The following is an 18,301-nucleotide window of genomic DNA, read 5'->3' on the forward strand; positions in this document are numbered from 1 at the left end:
GATTGGTTGTGGTCTTTTCAGCGCTGATATCCGCTGGAACATGGGCTACCGCCAATGCGCAGCAAAGCGTGGAGTCGCAAGACAATGTCATCAAGGTGACGTCGCCCCGCCTTGAGAGAGACCTCTACGAGACCCCCGCTGCGGTGTCCGTGACCAATGCCCCGGACATCCAGGAGGGCCAGCAGAGGCTTCAACTGGACGAGTCCCTGGATACTGTCCCTGGCCTGTTCTTCCAGAACCGCTACAACTTCGCCCAGAATCTGCGGCTGTCCACCCGTGGTTTTGGTGCCCGGGCGCCATTCGGCATTCGCGGCATTCGTATACAGGTGGATGGCATCCCCTACACGTTGCCCGATGGGCAGTCTCAGATTGATGCGGTGGACCTGGACTCTGCACAGCGCATTGAAGTGATTCGCGGGCCGTCGTCGGTTCAGTACGGTAACGCCTCCGGTGGGGTGATCGACATTACCACGGCCCGTGGAGACGAAATGCCGCCGGGCGCGCGCCTGCGTCAGGATGTGGGAAGCAACGACTATTACAAAACCACGTTCCAGGCCAACGGAAGTGAGGGGGCGACGAGTGGCATCGCAACTGCGTCCTGGCTTAACTACAACGGTTACCGCGATCAGAGCCAGGTTGAGAAAGGCCTTTTCAATGGGCGGGTGTCTCATGGTTGGGGAGCCGGGCAGCGTTTAACGGCCACCTTCAATGCCTTGCACACGCCAAAAGCAGAAGACCCCGCCGGCCTGACAGCGAGCCAGGTGGAACAGGATCGCCGCCAGGCGACGGCCAATGCCGAACGGCTTGACGCCGGCCAGGACGTTGACCAGCAGACGCTTGGGTTGCTGTATGAAACCGCCGAGATGGGTACTGGGGACCTGGCCGTTAGTACCTTTTTTACGCACCGTGATTTTGCCCAGCAACTGCCGTTTCCCGGCCCCAGCCGAATTGCCTACGACCGCCAGTTCTACGGCGTCAGTACGGATTACCAGCAGGGCAGCGAGGTAGCGGGCCTTCCGCTGACCTGGGTGGTGGGCGTTGACCTTCATCGCCAGGTTGATGAACGCCGGCGCTATTCGGTGTCGTTTAACGGTGATGTCACCGGACAAACCCAGGACGAAACCCAGAACGGCACTACCGCCGCGGTGTTTGCCCAGGGTGACCTGGCATTGACGGAGCGCCTGAACGTGTCTCTGGGCACCCGGTTTGATCGCCTGCGGCTGTCGGTGGATGACCACAGGATCAGTGACGGAGACGATTCCGGCAGCCGCACCTATCGGGAATTCAGTGGTTTTGCAGGAGTCAGCTATCGGTTGGCGCCACGCCAGCAGTTCTACGCCACGGTGGGCACGGCCTTTGAAGCACCCACCTTCACGGAGTTTGCCAATCCCGACGGCAGCGGTGGCTTCAATCCAGACATTGAGCCCCAGCAGGCGCTTAACCGGGAAGTCGGTATACGCGGCAGCCTGGGGCAGGGGATTCGTTATGACCTGGCACTGTTCTCCATCCGGGTGGACGACGAAATCCTGCCCTATGAGATCAATAACCGTACCTTCTACGAAAACGCCGGGCGCACAGAACGGAATGGGGTGGAGCTCGGCCTGAAGTGGGATATCTCCTACACCTGGCGGGTAACCAGTGCCGTGACCCTGGCGGACTACACGCTGAAGGACTTTACCGACGAACAGGGCAATGACGCCGATGGCAATCGCCTGCCGGGGTTACCGCAGGAGCAATGGGTTACGGAGGTTGAGTGGCGCGGTGACGGGCAACGGTTTGCTGCCCTGGAGTGGCAGTACGTGGGTGACCTGTACGCCGAGAACAGCAACCAGACCAGGGTCAGTGACTACTGGCTGCTGGGGATTCGGGCCGGTGACAGCGTTCGCGTGGGCAGTCAGAAATTCAGCGTCTACGGCGGTATCCGCAACCTTCTGGATGAGGATTACTTCAGCAATATCCGCATCAATGCCAATGCAGACAGGCCTATAGAAGATCGCGGCTACTATGAACCCGCGCCCGGCAGAACTTTCTATGCCGGGCTGGAGTGGGCATTCTGACAATTAATAGCGACATTCAATCCGCGTCGTCCGGTTCCCGTTGCGGGCAGTGGCACTCCTCCATGACCACGCCGTTGTCGACGCTTTCAAGGTGGACATCAAAGCCCCACAAACGATGCACGTGACGAAGCACCTCATCAGTGTCGTCGCCAAGTGGAACCCTGTCGACGGGGATGTGCCGCAGGGTCAGTGATCGATCCCCCCTGACATCCACATTCCAGACCTGGATATTGGGTTCGCGGTAGCTCAGGTTGTATTGCCGTGCCAGCTTTTCCCGAAGGCTGCGGTAGCCGGGGTCATCGTGGATGGCGGTGATCCGGTAGACGTCTTCCTCATCATCGTTCTGAATGGCAAAAAGCTTCAGATCCCTCATCACTTTTGGGGACAGGAACTGCTGGATGAAACTCTCATCCTTGAAATTCTTCATGGCGAAATGCAGGGTTTCCAGCCAATCAGAACCGGCAAAGTCCGGGAACCATTCGCGGTCCTCGTCGGTGGGATTCTCACAGATCCGCCGCAGGTCGGTGAACATCGAAAAACCCAGAGTGTAGGGGTTGATGCCCGAATACCAGGGGCTGTCAAACGGTGGTTGGTAAACCACGGCCGTATGACTTTGCAGAAACTCCATCATGAAACCGTCGTTCACCAAGCCCTTGTCGTACATTCTGTGTAGCAGGGTGTAATGCCAGAAGGTGGCCCAGCCTTCGTTCATCACCTGGGTCTGGCGCTGCGGGTAGAAGTACTGCCCCAGCTTTCGAACGATACGGATGATTTCCCGCTGCCAGGTTTCCAGTAGTGGCGCGTTCTTCTCGATGAAGTAGAGGATGTTTTCCTGGGGTTCTTCCGGGTAGCGCTTCTTGCGGCTCACCGGGTCGTCATCCTCGCCCATTTTGGGGATGGTGCGCCAAAGATCGTTGAGCCGGCGCTGCTGATATTCCTCGCGTTCCTTTTGCCGGCGCAGCTCTTCGGCGGCAGAGATCGGCGCGGGGCGTTTGTAGCGGTCAACGCCGTAGTTCATCAGCGCGTGGCAGGAATCCAGGATTTCTTCCACCGCATCCAGGCCATAACGCTCCTCGCACTCGGCCACGTAGTTACGGGCGAATACCAGATAGTCAATGATGGCGCTGGCGTCGGTCCAGGTGCGGAACAGGTAGTTGCCCTTGAAGAACGAGTTGTGGCCATAGGAAGCGTGGGCAATCACCAATGCCTGCATGGGCAGGGTGTTCTCCTCCATCAGGTAAGCGATGCAAGGATCGGAGTTGATCACGATCTCGTAGGCAAGCCCCATCTGCCCCCGCTGATACCCTTTGGAGGTAGACAGGAACTGCTTGCCGAAAGACCAATGGTGGTAACCCACGGGCATACCGACGGAGCTGTAGGCATCCATCATCTGTTCGGCGCTGATCACCTCCACCTGATTGGGGTAGGTGTCGAGACCGAACTCCGCCGCGCATTTGGCGATTTCCTCGTCGTATTTCTCGATCAGCGGGAAGGTCCACTCGGAACTGGTCGAGATAGGTTCCCGGGTTTTCGGTTCGTTGGGTCTGTCGATGGTGTCGGTCATGCGGCTTTCCTCTCGAACAACTGGCGGAAGACCGGATAGATTTCACCAGGGTCGGCGATCTGTTGCAGCGCGAAGCTCTGCGGGAACCGCTCCTGAATTTTCTCGTATTCGTACCAGAGCATCTGGTGATCCTGGGGCGTGATCTCCACATAGGCGTAGTACTGCACCAACGGCAGGATGCTGTCGGCCAGCAACTTGCTGCATATGGGCGAATCATCGTTCCAGTTGTCGCCGTCCGAGGCCTGGGCGGCATAGATGTTCCATTCCGCAGGGGAATACCGGGACTCGATGATCTTGTGCATCAGTTTCAGAGCACTGGATACGATGGTGCCGCCGGTTTCCCGTGAGTAGAAGAACTCTTCCTCGTCCACTTCCTTGGCGCTGGTGTGGTGGCGGATGAAGACCACTTCGATCTTCTTGTAGTTCTTCTTCAGGAACAGATACAGCAGGATGAAGAAACGTTTGGCGATGTCCTTGTGCATCTGGGTCATCGACCCGGACACATCCATCAGGCAGAACATTACGGCACTGGTGGCTGGCTGGGGCTTCTTCACGTGCTGGCGGTACCGCAGGTCAATCTCGTCAATGAACGGGATGCGCCGGACATTGGCCTTGAGATCGGCAATCTCATCCTCCAGGGCTTTGATCTGGTCCTCGTGGCTGAAGGCCGGGTCCAGATCCTCCGGCGCGCTTTTCAGCGCGGCCAGCTCTTCCTCCATTCGGCGGATTTTCTTGCGGCGCGCGCCACCGAGGCCAAGGCGTCGGGCATGGGCGCCCCGCAATGAGCGAACCACGTCCAGCTTGGCGGGTATGCCCTGGGTTGAAAAACCGGAGCGAACGTATTTGAACGCCTCGGTGTCTTTCAGCTTTTTACGGGCGAGATTGGGAAGTTCCAGATCATCAAACAGAAAGTCGAGGAATTCTTCCTGGGTGATCTGAAAGGCGAACTCATCCATGCCTTCGCCATCCGGGCTGGCCTGGCCCTGTCCCTGGCCTCCGCCGCCACCTCCTGGGGGTTTGGGCACCGTGTCACCCGTCACGAACTCCTTGTTGCCGGGGTGGACCATTTCCCGCTTGCCGCCCTGGCCATGGTGGAAGATCGGTTCGTCAGTATCCCGGGACGGAATACTGACATTCTCGCCACGCTCAATATCCGTAATGGAGCGCCGGTGAACCGCGTCCGCCACGGCCTTTTTGATATGATGGCGGTAACGGCGCAGGAAACGTTCCCGGTTTACCGCGCTCTTGTTCTTGCCGTTCAGTCGCCGGTCGACTACGTGGGTCATACCCATAGTTTCACTCCAGTTCAGCGTATGAAGGCTGACTTATTGAGACTTACGAACCCGCAGGTACCATTCCGCAAGGAGGCGGACCTGTTTCTCCGTGTAGCCTCGATCGACCATACGTTCGACGAACTGCTTGTGCTTGTTCTGATCCTCCTGGCTGGCCTTCGGATTGAAGGAAATAACCGGCAGCAGGTCCTCGGTATTGGAGAACATTTTCTTCTCGATCACGCTGCGCAGTTTTTCGTAGCTGAGCCAGGACGGGTTACGACCCTGGTTGTTCGCCCGTGCCCGCAACACGAAATTGACCACCTCGTTGCGGAAGTCTTTCGGGTTGCTGATGCCGGCCGGCTTCTCGATTTTCTCCAGTTCGTCGTTAATGGACGAGCGGTCGAGAATCTCCCCGGTTTCCGGATCACGGTATTCCTGATCCTGAATCCAGAAGTCGGCATAGGTGACGTAGCGATCGAACAGGTTCTGGCCGTATTCGCTGTAGCTTTCTAGGTAAGCCGTCTGGATTTCCTTGCCAATAAACTCAACGTAGTGAGGCGCCAGGAACTCCTTGATAAACCGCAGGTAGCGGTCGTGGGTCTCGGCCTGGAACTGCTCCTGCTCGATCTGTTTTTCCAGCACATAGAGCAGATGAACCGGGTTAGCCGCCACCTCCGTGGTGTCGAAGTTGAAGACCTTGGACAGAATCTTGAACGCGAAACGGGTGGACAGTCCGTCCATGCCCTCATTCACGCCGGCTGAATCGCGATATTCCTGGATCGACTTGGCTTTGGGATCGGTATCCTTGATGTTCTGGCCATCGTAAACCCGCATCTTGGAAAAGATACTGGAGTTTTCCGGCTCTTTGACCCGCGACAGGATGGAGAACTGCGCCAGCATATCCAGGGTGTCCGGTGCGCAAGGGGCGCCGGAAAGGGAACTGTCGCGCAGCAATTTGCGATAAATATCAATCTCTTCCGTCACGCGCAGGCAGTAGGGCACCTTGACGATATACACCCGGTCAAGGAAGGCCTCATTGTGCTTGTTGTTACGGAAGGTCTGCCACTCGGACTCGTTGGAGTGGGCCAGGATAATACCGTCGAACGGCACGGAGCCCATGCCTTCGGTGGTGTTGTAGTTGCCTTCCTGGGTGGCGGTCAGTAACGGATGCAGCACCTTGATAGGCGCTTTGAACATTTCCACGAATTCCATCAGGCCCTGGTTGGCCTTGCACAGGCCGCCGCTGAAGCTGTAGGCGTCCGGGTCATCCTGGGAGAAGTCTTCCAGCATGCGGATATTCACCTTGCCAACGAGGGCGGAGATGTCCTGGTTATTGTCATCGCCCGGCTCGGTCTTGGATACACCCACCTGGTCCAGTACCGACGGGTACATCTTCACCACACGGAACTGACTGATGTCGCCGCCGTACTCGTGCAGACGTTTTACCGCCCAGGGCGACATGATGGACTTGAGGTAGCGGGACGGAATGCCGTATTCCTCTTCCAGAATACTCGCATCCTCAGCGGGATCGAACAGGCCTAGTGGCGACTCGTTAACGGGTGAGCCCTTGATCGCATAGAAGGGCACTTTCTGCATCAGTGACTTGAGTTTTTCAGCGAGAGAGGACTTGCCGCCACCGACGGGGCCAAGCAGGTAGAGGATCTGTTTCTTCTCTTCCAGGCCCTGGGCAGCGTGGCGGAAGAAGGAGACGATGTTTTCCACGGCCTCTTCCATGCCATAGAACTCGGAGAATTCCGGGTAACGCTTGATCACCTTGTTGGAAAAGATACGTGACAGCCGGGAGTCACGGGATGTGTCGATATGCTCCGGCTCGCCGATGGCCAGTAACATCCTTTCTGCGGCAGTGGCGTATGCCGCCGGGTCCTTTTTGCAGATCTCCAGGTATTCCTCAAGAGTGTATTCTTCTTCTTGAGTTGCTTCATACCGGTCTTTGAAATGCTGCATTATGCTCATAGATGGCCCCTCGCTTGCTCTCTTGCCATGAAAAGACAGCTTTTAGTTCACACAATATCCCCGTTGCTGTTGGGTCCGCCGCTCCAGGCGGTCGTTATGGTTATGGGTGGAAGTAAAGGGAGTAACAGACCGATTTACGCTGACGCGTTTATGTCGGTCTTGTTACTGTGAGCTTAGTTCAAGCTTCGGGACTTGGACAGGAGTAAAAGCGTTAAGGTTCATTAAATTGTGTATCAGCGCTTGCTGAGACGGAACACACTCTCCGTCGCGCCAGCAAGCCCTTTACGCTTGGTAAAAGGGTGATCTTTTGCCAGCGTATTGGTGAGTATATGTTCGATCTCGTAATCAGCGGAGTATAGTTTCAGTACTTCTTCGTCACTGACATTGAACGGCGGGCCCTTGATGTCGGTGTCGTAGTCCAGGGTGATCAGAAGTATGCGGGTGCCATCCGGAATCACGGCGGTCAGGTGGTCGACATAATCCTGGCGCATGTGGGGTGGCAGGGCGATCAGGGCAGCACGATCGTACACCAGCCGGACGTGCTTCAGGTCCTCCGGCACCAACTGGAAAAAGTCGCCGCACCAAAGCTGGAGATCGTCGTGGGCAAATTTGGTGAAGGGTTCACCCGGGTGAACCTTCGCTTTCTCCTGGCCCTCTTCGAAGAAGTCCTTGCAGGCAACGTCACTCAATTCCACGCCGATGACAGCGTGGCCGCGGTCATGGAGCCACCACATGTCATGGGCCTTTCCGCACAGGGGAACGAGCACGGCACCGGTGCCATTGCCGGCGAGCTCTGGCCAGTGGTCATGGAGGTACTGATTGACGGTGCCTTCGTGGAAGCCGATTTCTTTCTTGGCCCAGCGTTCGTGCCAGAACTGATGTTCCATGAGTGTTCCCCTTTTCGCCAATTGGAGGTTTCGCTCAGTCTAACTTAATCTGGGGCTCTGTTGGTCGGCCAAAAACTTCATGAATAAGGAACGACGAATGAAAGCCGTATTTCTGGACGCAGACACACTGGGTAACGATGTGGACCTCTCGCCGATTGAGGCAGTGACCGGGGAGATGGTCAAACATCCGCGAACGTCCCCCGAGCAGGTGCAGGAGCGCATACGGGGATTCGACACGGTATTGGTGAATAAGGTTGTGCTGTCGCGGGAGCACTTCGAGGCCTGCCCGGAGCTAAAGACGGTTGCGGTGGTGGCGACGGGGCTGAACAACATTGATAAGGATGCGGCGAAAGACCACAGCGTAACGGTGATGAACGTGACCAACTATGGCCGCTCCACCGTGGCGCAGCACACCATGGCGTTGATTCTCGCGCTGGCCACGCGCTTGGTGGATTACGACAAGGACGTGCGGGCCGGGCGCTGGGGGCAAAGCTCGATGTTCTGCCTGATGGATCATCCCATCATGGAACTGGAAGGGCGCACGCTGGGGGTTGTTGGCTATGGCGACCTTGGGCAGGGCGTTGTGGAGCGCGCAAAGGCGTTTGGGATGAATATTGTGCTTGGCGCAAGGCCCGGACAGGCAACTGGTGAGGTGGATGGTTACCCCCGGATTCCCCTGGATGAGCTGCTGCCCAAAGTGGATGTGCTGTCGCTTCACTGCCTGCTGACGGACGACACCCGGAATATGATAGGCGCCCGCGAACTGAAGATGATGAAAACGGAGGCGCTGCTGATCAATACCAGCCGTGGCGGCCTGGTGGACGAGCAGGCGCTTGCGGACGCCCTGCGGGCGGGGACTATTGGCGGTGCCGGCTTTGATGTGCTGACGGAGGAGCCGCCACGAAATGGCAATGCGTTGCTGGCGGATGATATTCCCAACCTGATTGTGACGCCACATTCGGCCTGGGCGAGTCGGGAGGCGCGGCAACGGATTGTGGAGATTACTGCAAGTAACTTATCGACAATCTAATAAACCAATAAAAAATTACTAAATATTACCTTTGTAGAGGGGAAAGTGACGGCTCACTGAGCTATCTTTGGCGCCTAACAGAAAGTTAATGGTGGTAGGTCCAAGGAAATCGTTGTGATAACAGCGCAACGGTAGCTTCATCTCAGGGAGTCGTGATGCCCCCCAGTCAGTTTCATTTCATTTCAGGCCTGCCCCGGTCCGGGTCGACGTTGCTTGCAGGAATTCTGAGACAAAACCCCCGGCTTTACGCTTCTATGAGTAGTCCTGTCGGAGGGTTGATAAATGGCGCTCTGGAGCAGATGGGTGCCGGCAGCGAATTCTATACCTTCTTCGATGAAACCCGGCGTAAGCGCATATGCCGTTCACTCTTTGACGCCTATTACGAAGACGTCGGCCAGAGACCGGTTATTTTTGACACCAATCGCCACTGGACGTCCCGCCTCCATCAACTCGTGGAGTTGTTTGATGACTTTAAAGTGATCTGTTGCGTTCGTAATCCGGCCTGGATTATGGACAGCTTCGAAGTCATCCACCGAAAAAACCCCTTTGATTACAGTCGGATGTTTAATTCCGGCAATCGCCAGACCGTCTATAGCCGATGTGACGCCTTGATTAGCGCTGGCGGCGCGGTTGGCTCTGCCTGGACAGCTTTGAAAGAGGCCTACTACGGGGAGTTCTCGGACCGTCTGCTGCTTCTGGATTATGACTTGCTGACTCAGCATCCGGGCCGTTGTCTCGAGCTGATTTATCAGTTTATCGGCGAAACCCCTTTTGAGCATGATTTTGACAGGGTGGAATACCAAGAAACTGAATTTGACGAAACCCTGGGCGTGAAGGGGCTTCATGCCGTTAAGAAGAAAGTGGAATTCAATAGCCGCCGCACCATCTTGCCGCCCGACCTGTTTTCGAAATATCAGGAAATGGATTTCTGGCAGGACAACACGGGTACTGCTGCCAACATCATCGCACCGAAGAAAAACTAGGCACGCCCCCAAGTGGTGGCGCGGAGAGGAATTATGCAAAAAAAGACTGTCCTGAATGGGCTTGGCGCATTGATGGCGCCTATGGGTATGTATGCCGCCGCTGCTACTGCATCGGCGGGTACCTATATGCCTCGGACCTATCTGCGAACCGCCCAGGGCATCCCTGATACCGCTGCTCAGTTGCCGTCGTTGAGCTCGCTGCCGAGAACTGCAGGCGAATTCTTGATCAATCAGCCAATACTAAGTGCTGACTTTCTGCAGGTAGAACAGGGGCAGCCGCTGCGGGAGTTGGTTCTCGTTGACGCCGGAGTGCCGCAAAGCGAGTGGTTTGATTACGCGACCAGGCCAGATACCGAGGTAGTCCACCTGTCTGACGGAAGCGGGCGACTTCAGCAGATCATCGACGTGCTTTCTGCTTACCGGGATCTGACGGCTATTCACCTTATCTCTCATGGTCAGGCCGGAGCTCTTATTCTCGGCAATGAGCGAGTCGATGAAGCTACTCTTGAGGATAACCCTGATTTCCTTGCCGCTTTTGAGGGGGCCACGCGCCCCGGCGCCGATCTTCTTCTATATGGTTGTGATGTTGCCGCGGGCGACGACAGTATTCTCGACATCATTCGTCGCGAAACACACCTTGATGTGGCGGCCTCATCCAGCCCTACCGGCAATGCCGGCCTTGGAGGCGACTGGGTTCTTGAAGTTGTCCGTGGGGATATTGAAACGACGTTGCCCTTCAGCGAAAAAGCTCTGAGGGACTTCTCTGGGGTACTTGGCAGCTTCTCGCCCCGTAATTTTTGTAACGCCAATAACGGTGGCGATTACCAATCTGGCTTAAGCACGATTACGTCAGAGAACGGTGATTTCACAGTGACAACCCAGCCAGGGCCGTTTCGTTGTGGTAAAAATGGGCAAGTGGGTTATCTCAATCCAATACAGTCCAGTCATATAATTTATCTGGCGAGCAACTCAGGGGGCGTTGAGTTTTCTTCACTGGTATTGGGCAGCGGTTGTGGTTCTGTGGATGTGATTGGCTACTCCAGTGGAGCACCAATCGCTTCGTCTTACAATAACGCCCCGACAGGCTACAGCAATACCATCAATATGAGTTCGTTTGCTGGCAAGAACGTAGATCGTCTGGCCCTCGGCCTCGCCTCGTGTTCTGGTAGTACAGGAATAACCTCGTTTTCTACAGTGGAGCCGAACGCAGCTCCCAGCGATATAGCTCTTAATTCAACGAGTATCAACCAGTCATTAACGGGTGCGGGAAGCGTCGTAGGTTCCCTTTCAACAACAGACTCTGATGTCGGCGATGACCACAGTTACAACCTTGTCTCAAACGGAGCCTCGGCCAATGGTAGTTGTGGTGCTTCTGGCGATGACGACAATGCGAGCTTCCAGGTCGACAACGCCAACGATGACCTGGAGACGGCTGGCAGTCTGGCATCGGGCTCCTACGATGTGTGTATTGAAACCAGCGACGGTACGGCCAGTTACCAGGAGTCGTTCGCTATTACCGTGAACGATAATGTTGCGCCATCTTATCAAAACGGCACTCCGTCGGTTTCGGGGACCACAGCCAATCAGACAACGTTGACTACCCGCCTAGACGAGGCTGGTGTTACCTATTGGGTTGCCCTATCCGACGGCGCGGCGGCTCCCTTGGCAGTCAACGTCCGGAATGGGACTGACCGATTAGGCAGCCCTGCTCCTTTTAGCGGTAGCTACAATGTCTCCTCCAATGGTGTGGACTTCACCGATGACATTACAGGTTTGTCGGCCGGGACATCCTATGACTTGTGGGTGGTGTCGGAAGATGGTGTGCCGAATTTGGGGAGCCCCACAAAAATAGATGTGACAACTCTCCGTGACAATGATGGCAGCCTGATCACTGCGGCAGGCGTTGCTGAGCCGGTTGCACTGTTTACTACGGTCGATACGGTGGCCGAGACCGTCAATGTGTTTGACTTCACTCTTGCAGACGGAGGCACCAGTGACAACCTCCCCCTGAATGTCACCGAAATCACCTTGAACGTCTCCGGGAGCAGCTCGGATACGGAGCGTTCAAAGATCACCTGGCGGCTTAATGGGCCGGATGTAAGCAACGTAACGGGCACCTACAATGGGGGCTCCGATACGATTACTTTCTCCTCGTTGGGTGTTTCTGTTGCACATGGAGCCAGCGAAACCTACACCGTCAACGCTTACTACAACGACAATACCGGCCTGACCGAAGATCGAACGGTCATCCTATCGGTGGATGGCGATACCGATCTCACGGTAGGCGGCTCTGGCACCCAGATGGGCTCCACCTCCACGGTTACCAACGGCACCGGAACAGCCATCGAAGTAGTGGCTTCGCAACTGGCATTTGCAACCCAGCCTTCTGGTTCGGTTTCCGGCAGTGCACTGACCACCCAGCCTGTGGTGGTCGCTCGTGATGCCTTCGGCAACATAGATGCTGATTTCACTGAAACAATCACCCTGGTGGAAGCCAGTGCGGGATCAATGTCAAACAACACCCAGGCGTCCGTTAATGGTGTTGCAACCTTTACAGGGCTGACCTACTCCGCCACCGCTGACCAGCAGAGTTTCACTCTGACGGCCGACGATCAAGCCGGTGTTGGCAGTGATCTGCCAACAGTCGATGCCAATGCCGTCACTTCCGACGTCGTGGCCACAAAGCTGATCTTCGACAATCAGCCTGCTCCCACCACGTTAACGAGTGGTGTGGCTACCGCCTTTACCACTGTCCCGGTTATATCGGCCGTTGACGGCAATAACGTTCCCGATACCGGATACTCGACCGACATAACGCTTGCGGAAGTCAACGGAGCCGGAAGCGCTAGCCTGACGGGGACGGGCGACACTGATGGTAATGGGTCTACTGTCACCCTGACACCCAGTTCTGGCACCGCGACCTTTACTGGTTTTCAGGCCACTTACACTGCGTCCGGATCCAGTGATGAAACTTTCAATCTGCGGGCCTCTTCCGGCGCGTTGACCGCTGCGGACAGTAGCCAGTTAACCGCCAGTGTAACCCCGACCATCAACAGCGTTTCCGTTCCCTCCAACGGTACGTATGCAACCGGGCAGAATCTGGATTTCACCGTCAATACCAGCCAGCCGATGACCGTAAACACGGCGAGTGGCACTCCACGCCTTTCCCTGACGATTGGTGGCTCGGTCGTCTACGCCAGTTATATTTCTGGTAGCGGCACCAGTGCCCTGACATTCCGCTATACCCTCCAGGCGGGCGACCTTGATGCGGATGGCATCAGTGTCGGTGCTCTGGAGGCCAATGGCGGAACCCTGCAGGATGGCGCCGGTAACGATCTGGATACAACTCTGAACTCAGTGGGGAGTACCAGTTCCGTTCTGGTGGATGCAGTGGCCCCGACTGTCAGCAGCGTCTCGGTACCGTCAAACGACCTGTATGTTGCAGGCGAGAACCTGGATTTCACCGTTAATACCAGCGAGAACGTGACGGTCAATACCGCTGGCGGAACACCGCGAATCCCGCTGACGGTAGGAAGTACCACCCGCTACGCCAGTTATCTGAGTGGCAGTGGAACTTCCGCCCTGGCGTTCAGATACACAGTGCAGTCGGGAGATGAAGATGCGGACGGCGTGGCCGTCTCGGCAGTGGTCGATCTGAATGGTGGCACGCTACAGGACAGCGCGGGGAACGATCTGAATACCACCCTGAACTCGTTGGGTAACACCAGTAGTGTGCTTGTAGATGCGGTAGCGCCGTCTGGCTACTCGGTTAGCTTTGATGACAGTACCCTGAACGCGTCCGAATCGGACTCTGTCAGTTTCACATTTGCGGGTGCAGAAGTGGGGGCCGATTACAGCTACAGTATTTCCAGTAACGGGGGAGGCACCCCAGTCACCGGGACGGGCACCGTGTCTGATGGCGCCCAGCAGATTACTGGTCTGGATGTCGGAAATCTTGGTGATGGAACGCTTACCTTGTCTGTTGCGCTGACGGATGAGGCTGGTAACCAGTCCTCTTCAGTCACTACAACAGCCACCCTGGATGCGACGGCGGCCTCTGTCACTCTGGACTCGGCGGCGGATCCGGTGACCCATGCCGAGTTCACGGTGTCCATCACGTTCGATGAGCCAGTCAATGGTTTTGCGGTCGGGGACATCACGGTGTCCAATGCCACTGTGGGAAGTTTTTCCGGTAGCGGGGCCAGTTATACGGCCACCATTACGCCCACCGATGATGGTACTGTCACCGTGGATGTTGGTGCTGGCGTTGCGCAGGATGCAGCGGGTAACGATTCTACGGCAGCGACTCAGCTCAGGCGAGTCTATGACGGTACAGCACCGGTGCCTGTTATCACCACGGATGTGACGGCAGACGTTACCAACGCGCCTATTGGCGTGACGGTCGACTTCGGTGAAACCGTTACCGGTTTCGTGTCCGGAGATCTATCAGTCAACAACGGCTCTGTTACCGGGTTTACTGACTCCGGCAACGGCTTGTTTGAACTGACGGTTGAAGCTGCGGGTGATGGCGATGTAACCATTGAATTGCTTGCGGGCGTTGCCGAGGACGAGGCAGGTAATGCCAGTGAAGCCTCTGATCCACTGATTCTCGCGTTCGACGGCTCAGTCCCGGTTCTCCAGAGCTCTGTGCCGGCAGCAGGCGCCAGTGACGTTCCTTATCAGAGTGATTTGTCACTGACGTTTGACGAGCCCGTGTTTGCAGGTGTTGGTGAATTGGTGGTCCAGGATGCCACCGACGGCGTCGAGCACACACGCCTTGTCATTACGGACACACAAGTATCTATAGACGATGCTCAGGTCACTATTGCCCTGGACGAGGTCTTGGTGCCAACGCACGAGTATTACGTAACATTCGCCGCGAACAGTTTGGAAGATGCAGCCGGCAATGGCTGGGCAGGCATCGTGGGCGATACTGCCTTCCGCTTTACCGTTGGGAACCAGGCACCGGAAGCTGACAACGACAGCGCGAACCTTGACCAGGGCGCTCGCCTGGCGCTGGATGTTCTGGCGAACGATCGCGACGAGGAAGGGCGCCTGAATCTGGCCAGCGTGCGGGTAGTTGCCCAACCGACCCACGGCCGTGTGTCAGTCGAGACCGGGACGGGAGCCGTAACCTATGAGCCGGAAACCGACTACACTGGCCCGGACAGCTTCACCTACGTGGTGGAGGACGAGTTCGGTGGCCAATCCAATGCGGCGACGGTCAGCCTGATTGTCGAGCCGGCCGGCCTTCCTCCAGTCACTCGTGGGGATGTTGCTACAGTAGTTCCGGGTGGCACGGTGACTCTTGCGCCGCTGGATAACGATTACGCCGGAACCTCGGGTGTGAGTCTGGACCCGCAAAGCGCCGAACTGATCCTCCGCCCCCATCACGGCACGGCACAGTGGGCCGATGGGAAATTAACCTACACCGCGGAGAGTGATTTCGAGGGTGTGGAAAGCCTTGCCTATACCGTGTCCGATGCAAACGGTGTCCGCTCCGCAGTGACCCGTCTGTATATCAACGTGGCTGATGGCGCCATAGCGCCGCTTGCGCGGGATGATTCTGCCGACACTGAGATGGCCGCTGAGATTGCGGTGAATGTGCTCACAAACGACGAAGCCACAGGTAGCGCGCTTGCCAGTGGCACTGTTGAACTGGGCAGTCTGCCGCGCCACGGTGTGGCCGAGGTTGACCCAGCCACAGGTGCAATTGCTTACATGCCGGACGCGGACTTCCGGGGCGAGGACGCTTTCCACTACACCGTCCGTGATGATCGTGGACTGGTGTCGGAATCAGCACTTGTCACGATCAACGTCGGTCTTGCGGGTGTGCCGGTGGCTGGAAACGATCAGGTTCAGGCCATGGACGGTGCAACCATCGCAATCAACGTGCTAGGCAATGACCGTGGTTTGGGCTTGGCGTTGAGCCCGGCAACCCTGAGTGTAGTGGATAGCCCTGCTCAGGGACTGGTAACACTGGACACCGGGGCCGGCGTTTTCCGCTATACCCCGAATGACACCTTCGATGGCTCCGATACCTTCACCTATACCGTTCAGGATGAGGATGGCCAAGTATCTGGCCCAGCCACTGTCACGGTAACCGACCAGCCAGGTAACAACCGGCCTTTGGCCAATGATCGTGACGTGACGGTAGCCGAGGACAACGATACCAGCTTGTCACCTCTGACTAATGACCAAGACCTCAACGGTACTCTGGATACGGCGTCACTGCAGGTTGAACAGCAACCGTTGAATGGCACCTTGTCCGTAGGTGCCGGTGGCACAGTCAGCTACACGCCAGGGGAAAATTTCTACGGTGAAGACCGATTTACCTATACGGTGGCAGACGATTTCGGCCGCAGATCCCGCCTGGCTGTGGTCCGTCTCGTGGTAGCACCGGTTCCGGATCAGCCACAGATCTCCGGCTCGCCGACCTCGACCGTTTCAGCCGGAAACGCGTATCGTTTCACCCCGGTGGTCACCGATACCGATGGCAACCCACTGACCTTCAGTGTCGTCAACCTGCCCGCATGGGCAACGTTCGATGAACAGAATGGTCGTGTTAGCGGCACACCGGAACTGGACGATGTGGGCCGTTATGGTGGCATCGTGATCAGCGTCAGCAACGGCGATGAGTCTTCGGAGCTGGCAGCCTTTAGCGTTCGGGTAACCGGCAATTCCGGTGGTTCCGACGACGGTGGCCAGGGCTCTCCTGAAAGCCCGGTGACGCCAGGGTCGGATGAGGGCGCGGACATTCCTGTCGTCGACTCGGATAACCCTGTCGTTGAGGTAGGCAATGACAAATGGCCGTCCTACACCGACGATCAACCTTCGAAGGCGCTTTACGAAGCCACCTTCGTGGACGCCGCTGGCGAAAAGCGGAGTGTGTCAGTTCTCGTGGATGATCCCCAGGCACCGCTGCCTGCGACAGAATCGCCCGATGCGTCCGGGCGGCAAACGCTGACCTTCTCGCAATCTGACGGCAGTGAGCAAACCGTTGCCGTGTCTCCCTCTGGCGAGACAACAATCGCGGTGTTCGGCCAGGCCGGTGATGCCGATCCAGTCAGCCAGCTGACCAGCGATGCCGCCGAACTGATTGTCACGGCCCTGGCTGGGGGTGACATGCTTAGCAAAGTGGTCATCGAGAATAGTGACGGTGGCAGCAGCGAAATGACGATCGTCCAGTTAGTCATGGAAAGGGTATTGGTCTCCGGAACCCGCTATTCGGCGGACGGTGCCGTACTTGAAACCACGGCTGTCCAGTTCGATATGGTGCCCGCGGACATTGAGCTGGCTGCCGACGGCACGGTTTCACTGAGGGGTGAGGCGACCAGTGGCAGCGAAACGACCGCTGTAGAGTATCGTGTGACGCCCGCTGGAAGAGTCAGCGCTGTCAGCCAGTACGCGGATGGCATCATTACGCCGGTTTCTTCAGGTGTAACGGTTCGTCAAGGTGGTTCCGTGGGCATGGTGATGGTCGATGGTTACATCGCCCTTGATCAGCCTTATCCGAACGCTGGCGTCGAGCACATGGCTCGTGTGGCCAGTAATGGTCAGGTGGAGTATATCGACGGTAGCGCCAATACCACCAATCTGCCAGCCGGTTCGATTCTCATCATTGATGGCGATCAGGCAACTACCGGTGGCCGCGATCTGGACCCCGACGGTAACGAGTTGAATCGTGCCGGCGAGATATTAGGGGCGGCGAGTGGACAACCCATCATCAGTCGGCTGGAGGTTACGGACCTGTCCAACGGCAACGAGTCGGTATTCGTCAGTCCCGCGGTGAATGGTGATGGCATCAATGCGTCTCGTTCGCTGCCTGGGGGCGAACTGTCGGCCAGGATTCGCCTCGACGGCACATCGGTCCATCGACTGTCAGGACGTGTTGACATGCGGGATAACCAGGCCCGTTCCCTTATCCCAGGCAGCCTGTCGTTGTTCTTCAACGACCGCGTGGTAACCGTGGTTGACGAAACCGACGCCACGTTACTGACAGAGCTTCTGGGTAATGGCGAGGTTCGGCATGAAGTGGCCGCGGGCGGGGCATCCACCCGTGCCTTCAGTTACCTGCCAGGCTCATCCACGATCATGGAGCGTGACGATGATGGTGATGTCCGGGTGGTGACACGTGCATCCGCAAACGGCCGTTCCCTTGAAGCAACCGCCAGTGCTGACGGCAGCGCCAACCATCGGTTGATCAATCGCCTGGGTGAGCGCTCTGAAGCGGACATCCGGGTTCCCGGTGCCTTCACCAGCTTGAACGAGGATGGCAATCTGCGCAGCCGCGTGAGGCTAGACGGCAGTGATGTGTGTGCCTGGGTGGAAACCTTCGGTAACGGTGAAGCCGGCACAGGCTTCGGAACATACGATCCCGATACACTGACCTGCCAGAGCGTGGAAATGCCCACAAGTCGTGAAAGCCTGTTCGAGGCCGGCAACACTGTCGAGGTTGAGAGCGAGTCCGGTAAGCATACTATTACCATCGAAACCCGCGTGACGCGGCCGATCCGGTTCTGAGGAGATGAT

8 protein-coding genes are annotated in these 18,301 nt (G+C 57.0%); 4 read left to right on the top strand and 4 right to left on the bottom strand.

The window, feature by feature from the left end:
- Window positions 1-8 precede the first annotated feature (8 nt).
- The gene (locus AXW11_RS04215) at window positions 9-2,057 is read left to right on the top strand and encodes a TonB-dependent receptor family protein (protein WP_091642923.1); all 2,049 of its coding nucleotides are present in this window, start codon (window positions 9-11) and stop codon (window positions 2,055-2,057) included.
- Window positions 2,058-2,073: 16 nt separating this feature from the next.
- Here AXW11_RS04215 and AXW11_RS04220 read toward each other — a convergent pair whose 3' ends face one another.
- The 4 genes from AXW11_RS04220 to tmpT form a co-directional block, all read right to left on the bottom strand.
- Window positions 2,074-3,621 (bottom strand): SpoVR family protein, encoded by a 1,548-nt coding sequence (locus AXW11_RS04220; protein ID WP_041334047.1) that lies wholly within the window; start codon window positions 3,619-3,621, stop codon window positions 2,074-2,076.
- Entirely contained in the window at window positions 3,618-4,907 is a 1,290-nt protein-coding gene (locus AXW11_RS04225) for a YeaH/YhbH family protein (RefSeq protein ID WP_206512165.1), read from the bottom strand. The genes AXW11_RS04220 and AXW11_RS04225 overlap by 4 nt, the downstream gene beginning before the upstream one ends.
- A 39-nt stretch (window positions 4,908-4,946) precedes the next feature.
- Window positions 4,947-6,869: a PrkA family serine protein kinase gene (locus tag AXW11_RS04230; RefSeq protein WP_036208922.1), complete on the bottom strand. Its 1,923-nt coding sequence runs from the start codon at window positions 6,867-6,869 to the stop codon at window positions 4,947-4,949.
- Between the two features lie 233 nt (window positions 6,870-7,102).
- Window positions 7,103-7,756, bottom strand: coding sequence for a thiopurine S-methyltransferase (gene tmpT / locus AXW11_RS04235; RefSeq protein WP_041334054.1), 654 nt, complete (start codon window positions 7,754-7,756; stop codon window positions 7,103-7,105).
- 97 nt (window positions 7,757-7,853) lie between these two features.
- On the opposite strand from tmpT, the gene AXW11_RS04240 reads away from it, so the two are divergent.
- From AXW11_RS04240 to AXW11_RS04250, 3 genes are all read left to right on the top strand, one after another.
- Entirely contained in the window at window positions 7,854-8,786 is a 933-nt protein-coding gene (locus tag AXW11_RS04240) for a D-2-hydroxyacid dehydrogenase (RefSeq protein ID WP_091642926.1), read from the top strand.
- A gap of 155 nt (window positions 8,787-8,941) precedes the next feature.
- Window positions 8,942-9,769, top strand: a complete 828-nt coding sequence (locus tag AXW11_RS04245) for a sulfotransferase (RefSeq protein WP_075194428.1) — start codon at window positions 8,942-8,944, stop codon at window positions 9,767-9,769.
- Window positions 9,770-9,802: 33 nt separating this feature from the next.
- Window positions 9,803-18,292: an Ig-like domain-containing protein gene (locus AXW11_RS04250; RefSeq protein WP_091642928.1), complete on the top strand. Its 8,490-nt coding sequence runs from the start codon at window positions 9,803-9,805 to the stop codon at window positions 18,290-18,292.
- The last annotated feature ends 9 nt before the right edge of the window (window positions 18,293-18,301 follow it).

Source organism: Marinobacter sp. Hex_13 (genome assembly GCF_001566815.1).
Taxonomy (GTDB): domain Bacteria; phylum Pseudomonadota; class Gammaproteobacteria; order Pseudomonadales; family Oleiphilaceae; genus Marinobacter; species Marinobacter salarius.